Source organism: Caballeronia sp. M1242, from assembly GCF_017220215.1.
Classification (GTDB): domain Bacteria; phylum Pseudomonadota; class Gammaproteobacteria; order Burkholderiales; family Burkholderiaceae; genus Caballeronia.
Genome location: NZ_CP071130.1, coordinates 187,357 through 199,676, shown reverse-complemented (window position 1 = coordinate 199,676; position 12,320 = coordinate 187,357). Strand labels below are relative to the sequence as shown.

Here is a 12,320-nt window from a genome sequence, read left to right as displayed (position 1 = left end):
AGAACGCGTCAGTCGTTCACGCCGATGATCACGCTCGACGCCTTGACGACGGCGACAGCCTTCTGGCCCTCGGCCAGCCCAAGCGTCTCCGCGCTCTGGTTCGTGATGATCGCGGTGACGGTCGTCGACTCGTCGAGCGAGAGCGTGACTTCGGCGTTGACCGCGCCGCGCGTCACGCTGGCAATGGTCCCACGCAACTGGTTGCGCGCCGACAGCTTAGCGGGCGCGTCTACCATCAGCATTACCCACGACGCCTTGATGAGCGCGAACGCGTCGCTGCCCTGCTGAAGGCCGAGCGCCTCCGTGCTCTCATGCGTGACGACCGCGACGATGGTCTGACCGCCCGGTAAGCCGAGTTCCACTTCGTCATTCACCGCGCCGCGCGTGATTTTCGTGATCTTGCCGGCCAGCTGGTTCCGCGCACTCGTTCTCATCCCCAATCTCCCGATAAGCCGCCAATCGCGGTCGAAGCCTTCGATGGCCTCGCCCACGTGTTCAAGAAACTTGCGATGCTCGCGCTCGACCGCGTGATACGTGTCGATGAGCCGCAGCGCCGACGCAGTCAGTCTCGTTCCGCCGCCGCCCCGGCCGCCGGTCGCGCTGGCCACGAGCGGCTCGCCCGCGAGGTTGTTCATCGTATCCACGGCGTCCCACGCCGCCTTGTAGCTCATGCCGACGCGTTTTGCGGCCGAGGTGATCGATCCGGTATCGCGAATCGCGGCCAGCAGCGCGATGCGTGCCGCGCCGCCGAGCGTTTCGCCACCGCTTTTCACCCAGACCGAGCCGCCGAACTCGAGCGGTTCGGGGACGGCGGGCGGTGTGTCCTTGGTCATCGGTCGCCTCTCGAGTGACGGAATACGCGAAACGTGCCGCCGAATTATATCGACGCCCTTGGCGGCCAAGCGGGTGCTCATAGACGTTCCCGAAGCGACACATCAGAGGAAATAGGAATTGTTCCGAGAGTCATGAAAACGACACGCGCGCCATGAAACATGACCTTTTCCCCTCGCCGGCCTATTGCTTCGACATTGCCGGAGTTCCTCGCCTCAAGGACGCGCCATGAACCAGATTGTCTTTCCGCAAACGCAAGGCCGCACGCCAGGGCAACGCTTCGCGTTTCTGTTGTTCTTGCTCGCCATCGGAGCGGGCGTCGTGTATTGCATCCTGCACCTGTTCGAGGATCTCGCGCCGGTGCGCGAATCGTCGGTGTTTCCCTACCTTCTGCTCGGCGTCGCGCTGGTCATCGCGCTCGGCTTCGAGTTCGTGAACGGCTTCCACGATACGGCCAACGCCGTCGCGACCGTCATCTACACGCACTCGCTGACGCCGAATCTGGCCGTCGTGTGGTCCGGCGCGTGGAACTTCATCGGCGTGCTGATTTCGAGCGGCGCAGTGGCGTTCGGCATCCTTCAATTGCTGCCGGTGGAACTGATCATCGGCGTCGGCAGTTCGCAGGGCTTCGCGATGGTCTTCGCGCTGCTGATCGCGGCGATCATCTGGAATCTCGGCACGTGGGCGCTCGGGCTGCCGTCGTCGAGTTCGCATACGCTGATCGGCTCGGTCATCGGCGTCGGCGTCATGAATCAGATGCTGCACGGGAGCAACGGCACGTCGGGCGTCGACTGGAGCCAGGCGGTGTCGGTCGGTAAGTCGCTGCTGTTCTCGCCGCTCGTCGGTTTCGTGCTCGCGGGCTTTCTGCTGTACGTGCTGAAGCTCGTCGTGCGTGTGCCGGAGCTTTACCAGGAGCCGAAGAAGAACACGCCGCCGCCGTTCTGGATTCGTTGCTTGCTGATCTTGACGTGTACCGGCGTGTCGTTCGCTCACGGCTCCAACGATGGCCAGAAGGGCATGGGCCTCATCATGCTCATTCTGATCGGCACGGTGCCCACGGCCTACGCGCTCAACAAGGCGGTGACGCCTGCCGAGACGCAGACGTTTCTCGCGGTCAGCCACAGCGCGACCGAGGTGCTCCAGCGATATAACGGCGGCGCGTCCCCGGCGCCGGACGCGCGCGCGCAAGTCGAGAAGTTCGTGCAGACGAAGACGCTCGCGCCCGACACCATCGCCTCGTTGAAGGCGCTGATCGGTTCGATCGAATCGCAGATCCGCCCCAGCGAGACGATCGCCTCCGTGCCGCAAGGCAACGTCCGCAACGTGCGAAACGAGATGTACATCGCGTCCGAAGCCCTGCGCGTGATGGAGAAGCAGAAGTCGCCCGCGTTCGCGCCTGCCGACGTCGCCGTGCTCGACAACTACAAGCATCAGCTCGATCACGCGACGAAGTTCATTCCGACGTGGGTGAAAGTAGCGGTCGCCGTGGCGCTCGGACTCGGGACGATGGTCGGCTGGAAGCGCATCGTCGTGACGGTGGGCGAACGCATCGGCAAGACGCACCTGACGTATGGGCAAGGCGCGTCGGCAGAACTCGTCGCGATGCTGACCATCGGCGCCGCCGACGTCTACGGCCTGCCCGTCAGCACGACGCATGTGCTGTCGTCGGGCGTCGCGGGCACGATGGCCGCCAACGGCTCCGGACTGCAATGGCGAACCGTCCGCAGTTTGGCGCTCGCTTGGCTGCTCACGCTGCCCGTTTCGATCGCGCTGGCCGGCGCGCTCTTCTGGGCATTCCGCGGACTGTTCTGACGCACGGCCGGGCGCGCGCGTTTCGCTTTGAAAATTTTGCGCGCGCCGATACCCCGTCTTTCATTTTGACAATCGGCATCGTCGCACGCAGCCTTGCGTACGCGTGCGGCGCCTTGCTGCCGCGCCCGCGCCGACGTCGGCACGGGCCTTGCTTTTTGCTCCTTGTCGATCGCAACGCCGGACGGCCAGCGGCTTGGATGCCGCTGCGCTAAGACGTGTAGCGGGTTGGGAGGTGCACGTCGAGCCGGATGGTCGCGCGGTCTTTTATAAGGAGAAGTCAAATGACGATCGGAACCATCCTGCTCATCATCCTGATTCTGCTGTTGATCGGCGCCATTCCGTCCTGGCCGCACAGCCGAAGCTGGGGCTACGGACCCAGCGGAATTCTCGGCGTCGTGTTGATCGTCGTGATCGTTCTGTTGTTGATGGGCCGCATATGACATCGGGCGGGCGCCGCAAGCGTCCGCCGCCTCGCTGCAAAAAAGAAGGGCGCTCGACCGAGCGCCCTTCTTCGTTTGATGCAGTGTGGTTCAAACCTGCATGACCTGGCCGTTCGGCTCGATCTTGCGGGGAATGACAGGCTCCGTCTGTCGGGGCGACGCAGCCTTCGCGCGCGGCGCGACCGTCGGTGCCTCGATGGCAGCTTTGTCGGCGATCTGCTTGACCGCCGCCACGCTTCGGGCCTTCTTCTTCGCGACCGTCCGCGATGCGGCGTGCGTCTTCGCCTTGCTCTTAGCCGATTGCGACTTCGCTTCCGGCGGATTCCAGACTTCCGTGTACCGCTGCGCCGCCACGACCGGCGACGTTCCGAGCACGAAAGCCACCGTCAGGAATGCGAGTTTCAATTCGTTGCGCTCCATCGGTTGAGTATTAGATGCACCTCAGTGACCCCGACGCGCGCTGCGCGCCAGGATTGCGTCGAGCGTGCGTTCGGAGGTTTCCAGTTCGCGTAGCGCGGCGTCGAGGCGCGCGAGCGACCGCGCGACGGACTGCGTGCCCTCTTCAAACTGCGGCTCGCCTCGCGTGGCGTCGAAGGCGGCGTCCACGGCGCGGCTTGCGCGCATGAAGCGTTCGAGCGCGGCAGCTTCGAGCGAATCATTGCGGGAGATCATCGGCAAGCTCCTTGTTGCAGACAAGCTGTACGAATATACAGTAATGCGACGGGCCGGCAAACAGGCGATGCACCGCGTGGCGAAAATGCCGAAGGGACTATTGACCGGAGAAGCAGCGCATTGCAGAACGCGCGAGGAGCGGCGTTTTGCCGCATATCACACGCGGCGGATCCGGATTAAGCCGGGCTTAATTGTCGGCGCACACACTCGATGCGCGATCACGCCCGGCCGCCCACAGCCGGGCATCCACGTGAGGAATGTGCCATGTCCGCCAACCCCGCCGCGCGCCCTTTCGCCAACCTCGCCCGCGCCATGCGCCGCCATACGGCGCTCAAGTTGAGCCGCTGCCGCCTGTCCGCGCCCATCGAGCCGCCCTGGGGCGAGCCGTATCGTACCGTCGAATGGACGCTAAAGAGCGATCCGCGCGTGCAGCGGCGCGTGTTACGGGCCGATTGCACGCCGTCCGATATCGCGGATGCGCTTCAAACGCATACACCCGGCCGTTACTACGGTCCCGCCGACGACGATGACTAACCGCACGAACGGCGCGTGAAAGTTAGATTTAGCTTGTATAAATCCATATATGGACTAACATGCGTTAAAGGTTCCTTTGGAGACTTAACGACATGCCTCACGCCGCACGCGCCGCATCCTCGGCGGCCGGCCATCCGGCGCCGCGTCCCGCGCCGGATCTCGGCGACCTGTCCGCTGCCGGCCTGCGCGCCTTCTTCAAGATCGCGGAAGCGTGGTCCCTCTCAGCCGACGAGCAAATCGTCCTGCTGGGCAAACCCGGGCGGTCGACCTTCTTCAAGTGGAAAAACGCGCCGCAAGCCGCTCGCGTCGGGCGCGACACGCTCGAACGCCTGTCGCTGATTCTCGGCATCTACAAGGCGCTGCAAATCCTTCTGCCCGATCCGCAAGCCGCCGACACCTGGGTCAAGCGTCCGAACACCGCGCCCGCATTCGGCGGACGGCCGGCGCTCGAACGCATGCTCGCGGGCAATGTCAGCGATCTCGTTGCCGTCCGGCAATATCTCGACGCAATGCGAGGCGGCTGGGCGTGACGGGCACTCAGGCTGTATCGAACTGGCGGGACCGCTGGCCACACGCCGAGCTGGACTGGTCGCCGGCGTATCGCGTGATTCCGACCCGCTTTCCCGCCGTGAATCTGTTCGACCGGGTGGCATCGCCGCAAGATTTCGACGCGCTTTACGCGCTCGAAGCCATGACCAACGACCGCCTGCGCACCGAAGTCGGCGACTTGGATCTCGTGCCGCCGGAAGAACGTTGTTTCGGGCCCGGCTGCGGCCCGATCATGGCGGCCTTCACGCACCTGAACCCGAACGGCAGCCGTTTCTCGGACGGCAGCTACGGCGTGTTCTATTGCGCCCGCGACCGGCAGACCGCAATTGCGGAGACGCGCTATCACGCCGGCCTCTTTCTCGGCGCGACGAAGGAAGCGCCGCTGCGTCAGCAGATGCGGCTCTACCGCGTGACGGCGCGCGGCGAAGTCGTGGATGTGAGGGGCGATCGCATAGCGCAGGCGGGGCTGAATCCGCGAATTCTCGCGCCGGACGATTACGCGCCCGGCATGGCGCTCGGCCGGGCGGTGCGGGCAGCGGGCGCGCCGGGCATCGTCTATCCGTCGGTGCGCGATCCGCAAGGCGAATGTCTCGCCGCGCTGCGCACGACGCTCTTGCGCGACTGTCATCACGCCGCGTATCTCGAATACAACTGGAACGGTCACGCAATCGATTGCGTGTTCGAACTGAACCAGGTCGGCTAGCTTCGGGCTAGTTGATCGCGACGGCCGTCGAACTGCGCGTGCGCGACAGCTTCTTCGTCGCGGGCCGCGCGGCTTTCGGCGAGGTCTTGCGCGCCACCGTCTGAAGCGCCTGCGCCGCCGCGCCCTTCGCGCTCCCCTTCAGCGCCCCTGCGCGCGCCTTCTTGCTCGATTCCGCGAGCAGCCCGGTGAGCCGCGCGTCGCTTGCCGCTGCGCCCTTGCGGTTCGCGCGGGCCGCCTCGCGGGCGCGGCGCTTCGCGTCCTTCTCCAGAAAGATGACGAGCGCGGCCTCGTCCGTCTTGAGCCCGTGCCGCCGCGACGCCGGCAACGCCTCGGCGAGTTCGCCCGCCTCGAAAGCCTCGATCACAGCCGGATGCACGTAGCACTTGCGGCACACCGCCGGCGTATTGCGGAGCAGTTGCGACACTTCCTTGATCGTGCCGACCACATGCTTGCGCGCTTCCGTCACCGTCTCCCATTGCAGCTTGCGCAGCGCCGCCAGCGCGAACACGCTGCCCGCCCACGTGCGGTAATCCTTCGCGGTGAAATCGGCGCCGGTGATCTCGCGCAGATAATCGTTGATGTCGGACGAACTGACCGAGTGCCGCTCGCCATCGGCATCGAGATACTGGAAGAGGTCTTGCCCCGGCAGATCCATGCAGCGCTTGACGATGCGGGCAACGCGCGCATCGCTCACGGCAACATCGTGCTCGATGCCGCTCTTGCCGCGAAACTTGAAGCGCAGCGTGCCCGACGACACCTTCAGATGGCGCTTTCTCAGCGTCGTCAGTCCGTAAGAGCGGTTTTCGCGCGCATATTCCTCGCTGCCGATGCGAATGAGCGTCGTATCGAGCAAGCGGACGACCGTGGCGAGCACCTTGTCGCGGGGCATGCCGTCGAGTGCGAGATCGCGCGACACGCGGGCGCGCAGCTTCGGCAGCACCGCGCCGAACGCGAGCATGCGTTCGTACTTGTTGGCGTCGCGCGTTTCGCGCCATTGCGGGTGATAGCGATACTGCTTGCGGCCGCGCGCATCGCGGCCCGTCGCCTGCAAATGGCCGCGCGAGTCCGGGCAGATCCAGACATCGACGTAAGCGGGTGGAATGGCGAGCGCGTTGATGCGCCGGATTTCGGCTTCGTCTTCGATGCGCTTGCCTTGCGTGTTGAAGTAGACGAACGCGCCGTCGATCCATTCGCGCGTGTAGCCGCGGCGCGAATCGTCCACGTAACGCAGGCCGGGCGGAAGCTCTTCCGCGAGCGACTGCGCCAGAACGTTCTGCGCGCCGCGCGGTTCTTCCGCGGCCCCGTTGCCGCCGCTGCGTGCGGCGTTTTGTCCAGCGTTGCGTCCGATCCTCGCCACTGCGTGCCTCGACTCGTTGCTTTTGGTTCGTGGCGAGACTGCGAGCAACGCTCGTGCCGCGCTATCTTCCGAGCGCGACGCTCAAGGCAACGCGAGTTCACGCGCCCCTTCGGACGCCGCCTAGCGCTCCTTGATCGACCAGATCTCGACGCTGCCGACTTCCACGATCGTCAGCCGTCCTTCCGCAGCGAACGCGCCGGTGTCGAAACGGTCGTGCCAGGCTATCCTGAGAGCCCGATGCTTAAGGCAACGCGAGTTCGCGCGCGCATTCGGACGCCGCCCAGCGTTACTTGACCGACCAGATCTAGTCGCCGCCGACCTCACTATGGTCAGCCGTCCTTCCGCCGCGAACGCGCCGGTATCGAAACGCTCGTGCCGCGCTATCTTCCGAGCGCGACGCTCAAGGCAACGCGAGTTCACGCGCCCCTTCGGACGCCGCCCAGCGTTCCTTCACCGACCAGATTTCGTCGCTGCCCACTTCCACTATGGTCAGTCGTCCTTCGGCGGCGAACGCGCCGGTATCGACATAGATCTGCGAGCCGATTTGCCGCACCGCGCGCATCGGCGTGTGGCCGCAGTACGTCGGCGAAAGCCCGCGCTGGCGCGACGGGTCCGCGTTGCCGAGCGCGAGGCTGCGGCCCCACAGCATCTGACTGCGCGTGTCTTCCGAGAATACGCCGACGTCCAGATCGGCGTCGCTGCCGAAGAATTCCGCGTGCAGCACGTTGAAGCGCCGCGCGCCCTCGCCGACGACGCGCACGAGCGGCAGCGTCGAGAGCCGAGTGGCGAGCGCGGCGAGTTGCACGTCGGGAAGCGTCTCGGCCCACGCGCCGCCGATGGCGTACCACGACTGACGACGCATCTGGCCCGCCGCCACCGCGATCAGCGAATCCTCGTGATTGCCGAGCACCGGATAGAACCACGGCTTGTCGATGAGCTCGACGGCCGCGAGGGAATCCGTGCCGCGGTCGACCAGATCGCCGACCGAGAAGAGACGGTCGCGCGAGCCGTCGAAGCCGATCTCGCTCAGAAGATAGCGCAGCGCATCGACGCAGCCATGCAAGTCGCCGACGACGAAGTCGCGGCCAATATCGTTGGCGGGATGCCTGCAGACGGCGGAATAGGTCGGATCATTCATGCGTCGATCTTAGCGCCGGGTCAATGGAACGTGTGCGTGTTGGGTCGCTTTCGCTGCGGATTTCGTAGCGTCGGCGGCTCGGCGTTTCGCGAGCCGGTTCGATGCTGGTTCGTTGCTAGTCGTTGACTTCGGGCAGAAAGCGAACTGAGCGAGCCCTATTATTGCGCGATCGAGCGTAGCCGCGCGACATCTTCGGCCTGCGTCGTCGCGCGAGGGTCGCCGAACTGGTGGGTCACATAGTTGGCGAGCGCCGCGATGTCCTTGTCGGAGAAGGACGCGCCGAACGCAGGCATGAGCGCTGGAGCATCGCGGGTTTCGCGGTTCACGCCGTGGAGGATCACGAGGACGAGGTTGCTCGTGTCCATCGAGCCGAACGCGGCAGTCACAGCGTCGTGGACGAGCGACGGGGACGCGCCGCCCTCGCCCGAGACGCCGTGACAACTTGCGCAGGCGGCGGCGTAGAGGCGAGCGCCTTGGGGATTGGAGGCGTTAGCTGCGCCGGGGTCGGCTTGGGTCGCGCGTTGCGGGCTCTTTTGGGCGTCCGCGCTGGCGTGGGTGGAATCCGTCGAGGCGGTCGGCGTCCTCGCGGTGCTTGCGCTGTCGTGGCCGACTTTCGTCTCGGTGGCTGGCGATTTCGCGGTGCTCGCGCTGTCGCGGCCAATTTCCGTCGCTGTGGCTGGCGCTTCTCCGGTGCTCGCGCTGTCGCGGCCAAGTTCCGTCGCGGTAGCTAGGGTTTTCGCGGCGCTCGCGCTGTCGCGTCCAGATCCGCTCGCGGTGACCGGCGTTCTCGCGGTGCTCGCGCTGTCGCGGATGGAACTGGTCGCGGTAGTCGGCGTCCTGGCATTGCTCGCGCTGTCGCGGGCGATCTCAGTCGAGGTGGCCGGCGCTTTTCCGATGCTCGCGCTGTCGCGGCCAAGTTCCGTCGCGGTACCCGGCGTTCTCGCGGTGCTTGCGCTGTCGCGACCATTCTCAGCCGCGGCGGCCGGCGTGTACGCTGTGCTCGCGCCGGCGCTGGCAATTTCAGTCGCGGCGGCCGGCGTCTTCGCGGTGCTCGCGCTGTCCCGGCCAGAATCCGTCGCGGTGCCCGGCGCTTTCCCGGTGCTCGCGTTGTCGCTTTTGTTTTCCATCGCCGCAGCCCGCCCTCTCGCCCCATCGCGCTCGAACGCGCCCACCGCATCCAGCGTTGTGATATCAGCCTGCCCCGCCGCGCCGAAGCTCCATCGCGAACGCGTGCCGCTCTGCCCAGCGACAACCGGCATCGAGCGAAGATAAGCCACCATCGCCCGACGATCCTCATCGGTCAAAAACTCCGTGCTGTTAGCGACGACTTCCGCCATCGGCCCGATCGCGTACGCGCGCCCCGGCGCCGCGCCGCTCGCGAGATAGCGCAGCAACTCGTCGTCGCGCCATGCGCCGATGCCCGCCACCCGCTCAGGCGTCAGATTGCCCGCGCGCCACCCCGCCACCGACGCGCCGCCGAGCCGCTCGCTCTCCTTCAACCCGCCCAGCACGTTGCGCGGCGTGTGGCACTGTCCGCAATGCGCGAGGGCTTCGACGAGATACGCGCCGCGATTCCACTCCGCGCGCTTGCCCGGGTCCGGCACGAACCGGCCCGGCGTGAAGTTGAACGCGTTCCACGCGGCCATCAGCCAGCGCCAGCCGAACGGAAACCGCAGCGCGTGCGGCGGCGGCGTGTAGCGCACGGGCGGCACCGTCGCGAGATAGGCGCGCATGGCGAGCACGTCGGCGTCGGAAAGCCGCGTGTACACCGTGTACGGAAACGCGGGATAAAGATGCTCGCCGTTCCTGCCGATGCCCTCGCGCATCGCGCGGACGAACTGCGCGTCGGTCCACGCGCCGATGCCGGTCGCGCGGTCGCTCGTGATGTTCGGCGTATAAAAGGTGCCGAAGCGCGTTTGCATCGCGCGGCCACCCGCGAACGGCCGCGCCGGGTCCGCCGTGTGGCACGCCATGCAGCCGCCCGCGCGCACCAGATATTCCCCGCGCGTAACGCTCTCGGCCCGCGCGGGCGCGGCGGTCTCGCCGTGTTGCGATTGCGCCGAAAGATGGCCGAACGCGACCGCGAGCGCGACCGCAAGGGCAAGCATCGCGGTCACGACGAGCGAACGCCGCCGCGTCATCGCAGCGACGCTTCGATGGTGCCCGCGAGCCGCAGCGCGAGCGCCGCGATCGTCAGCGTGCAGTTGACCGAGCCGCCCGCCGGCATCACGGCGCTCCCCGCGACGAAGAGATTCGGGTGATCGTGCGCGCGGCAGTCGGTATCGACGACGGAATCGCTCGCGTCGCGGCCCATGATCGCCGTGCCCATGATGTGGCTGCTCGGCTCGAGACCGTCGTCGTGCTCGATCTGCTCGCCGCCGAACCATCCGGCAATGCGCTCGAAGACCGCCCGCGTATCGGCGGCGCTGCGGCGCACGTAATCGTCGATCGCGTAGCGTATTTCCGGGCGCGGCAAACCGAGCGCGTCTTTCTGCGCGGACAGCGTCACGCGGTTGTCCGGCGACGCCAGTTGTTCGTGGAAGCTGCCGAGCGTCAGCCGTCGCGCGGACTGCTCGCGGATTTGCCGGTCGAGCTCGCCGCCGGTCAGCCCGGCTTCGATCAATTTCGACGTGACGACGAGCGTCGGCGACGCATTCGACAGATGCAGCTTCTTCGCCGCCTGCTGCGCGCGAAACGGGCCGTCGCGGAAATCGACGACCGAACTCATTTCCACCGGCCCGCGCCCCGGCCAGAGCGCCTCGTTCGCAAGGAAGCTGACGGCCACGCCCGGATGGTCCATGAGATTGCGTCCGACCTGATCCGACGCGTTCGCGATGCCCTTCGGAAAGCGCGCCGACGCCGACATCAGCAAGAGCTTCGGCGTCTCGATGCCGTTCGCCGCGATCACGAAGCGCCTGCCGGTGACGCGCGTGCTCGCGCCGTTCGGGTCTTTGTAGTGAATGGCGACGATTTCGCCTTTGTCGTTCGCTTCGATGCGATACGCGACCGCCTGCGCAATCAGCGTCGCGCCGGCGCGTTCGGCCTTGTCGGCATGCGTGCCGCCGTGATAAAGCGCGCCGATCGGGCACACGGGCATGCAACTGTTCGCGCCGCAGCACGGCGGCCTGGCGTCGTACGCGCGGCTGTTGCGCGCCATCGGCTCGGGCACCGCGCGCATCGACTGCGCCGCGAGCACCTGCGCGAACCGCTGATCCAGATACGAGAGCGGCAACGGCGGCATCGGATACGGCGTCGACCGCGGCGAGCCGAGATCGACGTCCGGCCCCGCGACGCCCAACTCGCGTTCGGCCTGTCCGTACCACGGTTCCAGCGTTTCATAGGGAAACGGCCAGTCGCGGCCGACGCCATGCAGCGTGCGCAGCCGAAAGTCCGCCGGCAACAGACGCCACGCCGCGCCTGCCCAATGCCACGTTGTGCCGCCGACGAGCCGGAGAAACTGCGGCTCGTACGCCTTCTCCCCGCGATTCACGAGATAGCTGCCCGGATTCGCCGGATCGGGGCGCGGCGCGTGGCGAACGAGCGGATACGGCGCACACAGATCGCGCTTCTCGGGCGCGCGCCGGAAGTTCTCGACGATCTGCCAGCGCGCGAGACGCGGCCCCGCTTCGAGCAGGATCACCGACGCGCCCGCCTTCGCCAGCCGGTACGCGACGAGACTGCCCGCCACCCCCGACCCGACGATGACCACGTCCGCCGCTGTCGATCCCGCCATGCGCTTCGCCTTTGTTCGTCGTTGTCGTTGTGGTTGGGGAGTCGGATGTTGGCTACGGCTTTTTCGCCCAGTCGGCGGGCGCGCCGCGGCAGTACGAAGGAACCGTGAGCATGTCGCGGACGGGATCGAACATCAGTGCGCGTTCGAACGCAACGACCTCCGCCTGCTCGCCCTCGCCGACGACGCCCAGATACCACGCGCGCACCACGCTGCCGACGGCCTTCGCGAGATCGGGCTGCGTCGCCCGCAGCGCGGCGGTCACGACGTCGCTCGGCGTGCCGCCGTGCGTCGATAACCAGTGATCGAGCCGCTTCATGGTGTCGGCGAAATTCGCATCCGCGCGAAGGAGAGCCGCGTGAACGCGCGCGGCGACGAGCGGATCGAAGGCGGTGCGGCCGGTCAGCTTCATAGACACCGCGATGAACGTGTCGAAGTCTTCGGCGACCGCGGGCGCCGCGCGCGACGGCGCGAACGCCAACGCAGCCGACGCCCCCGCGCCCGCCAGCACGCCTCGACGCATCGCGAAGGACACGCGCTTACGTTCAGCCATC

Annotated in this window: 13 protein-coding genes; 5 read left to right on the top strand and 8 right to left on the bottom strand. The window is 66.6% G+C overall.

Annotated elements, in window-relative coordinates; translation table 11 throughout:
* Positions 1-8: 8 nt before the first annotated feature.
* A complete protein-coding gene (locus JYK05_RS14480; RefSeq protein WP_206469560.1) occupies positions 9-833 on the bottom strand; it encodes a TOBE domain-containing protein in 825 nt (274 codons plus the stop codon).
* A gap of 226 nt (positions 834-1,059) precedes the next feature.
* Between JYK05_RS14480 and JYK05_RS14475 the strand changes: the two genes are divergently transcribed.
* Both JYK05_RS14475 and JYK05_RS14470 read left to right on the top strand, forming a co-directional pair.
* Entirely contained in the window at positions 1,060-2,643 is a 1,584-nt protein-coding gene (locus JYK05_RS14475; protein ID WP_206469182.1) for an inorganic phosphate transporter, read from the top strand.
* Between the two features lie 281 nt (positions 2,644-2,924).
* Positions 2,925-3,083: a DUF3309 family protein gene (locus JYK05_RS14470; protein ID WP_040050372.1), complete on the top strand. Its 159-nt coding sequence runs from the start codon at positions 2,925-2,927 to the stop codon at positions 3,081-3,083.
* A 90-nt stretch (positions 3,084-3,173) separates the two neighbouring features.
* Here JYK05_RS14470 and JYK05_RS14465 read toward each other — a convergent pair whose 3' ends face one another.
* Positions 3,174-3,488 carry a hypothetical protein gene (locus JYK05_RS14465; protein WP_241269963.1) on the bottom strand — a complete coding sequence of 105 codons (315 nt, stop codon included), beginning with the start codon at positions 3,486-3,488 and terminating at the stop codon, positions 3,174-3,176.
* A 36-nt stretch (positions 3,489-3,524) separates the two neighbouring features.
* Positions 3,525-3,755, bottom strand: coding sequence for a hypothetical protein (locus JYK05_RS14460; RefSeq protein WP_175940950.1), 231 nt, complete (start codon positions 3,753-3,755; stop codon positions 3,525-3,527).
* Positions 3,756-4,019: 264 nt separating this feature from the next.
* Here JYK05_RS14460 and JYK05_RS14455 point away from each other — a divergent pair, with 264 nt between their 5' ends.
* From JYK05_RS14455 to JYK05_RS14445, 3 genes are all read left to right on the top strand, one after another.
* Complete coding sequence (locus JYK05_RS14455) at positions 4,020-4,289, top strand: DUF2866 domain-containing protein (protein ID WP_206469178.1); 270 nt, start codon at positions 4,020-4,022, stop codon at positions 4,287-4,289.
* Between the two features lie 92 nt (positions 4,290-4,381).
* Positions 4,382-4,819: an MbcA/ParS/Xre antitoxin family protein gene (locus JYK05_RS14450; RefSeq protein ID WP_206469176.1), complete on the top strand. Its 438-nt coding sequence runs from the start codon at positions 4,382-4,384 to the stop codon at positions 4,817-4,819.
* Positions 4,816-5,541, top strand: coding sequence for an RES family NAD+ phosphorylase (locus JYK05_RS14445; protein WP_206469174.1), 726 nt, complete (start codon positions 4,816-4,818; stop codon positions 5,539-5,541). The genes JYK05_RS14450 and JYK05_RS14445 overlap by 4 nt, the downstream gene beginning before the upstream one ends.
* Positions 5,542-5,548: 7 nt before the next feature.
* On the opposite strand, the gene JYK05_RS14440 is transcribed toward JYK05_RS14445, so the two are convergent.
* The 5 genes from JYK05_RS14440 to JYK05_RS14420 form a co-directional block, all read right to left on the bottom strand.
* Positions 5,549-6,808, bottom strand: a complete 1,260-nt coding sequence (locus tag JYK05_RS14440; protein WP_206469558.1) for a DNA topoisomerase IB — start codon at positions 6,806-6,808, stop codon at positions 5,549-5,551.
* A gap of 490 nt (positions 6,809-7,298) precedes the next feature.
* Positions 7,299-8,036 (bottom strand): metallophosphoesterase, encoded by a 738-nt coding sequence (locus tag JYK05_RS14435; protein WP_175940946.1) that lies wholly within the window; start codon positions 8,034-8,036, stop codon positions 7,299-7,301.
* 158 nt (positions 8,037-8,194) lie between these two features.
* On the bottom strand, positions 8,195-10,177 hold the full coding sequence (locus JYK05_RS26330) for a c-type cytochrome (RefSeq protein WP_241269962.1): 1,983 nt from the start codon (positions 10,175-10,177) through the stop codon (positions 8,195-8,197).
* The gene (locus tag JYK05_RS14425; RefSeq protein WP_206469173.1) at positions 10,174-11,769 is read right to left on the bottom strand and encodes a GMC family oxidoreductase; all 1,596 of its coding nucleotides are present in this window, start codon (positions 11,767-11,769) and stop codon (positions 10,174-10,176) included. Before JYK05_RS14425 ends, JYK05_RS26330 begins: the two co-directional genes overlap by 4 nt.
* 52 nt (positions 11,770-11,821) lie before the next feature.
* Positions 11,822-12,319 carry a sugar dehydrogenase complex small subunit gene (locus JYK05_RS14420; RefSeq protein ID WP_206469171.1) on the bottom strand — a complete coding sequence of 166 codons (498 nt, stop codon included), beginning with the start codon at positions 12,317-12,319 and terminating at the stop codon, positions 11,822-11,824.
* Position 12,320: the final 1 nt, after the last annotated feature.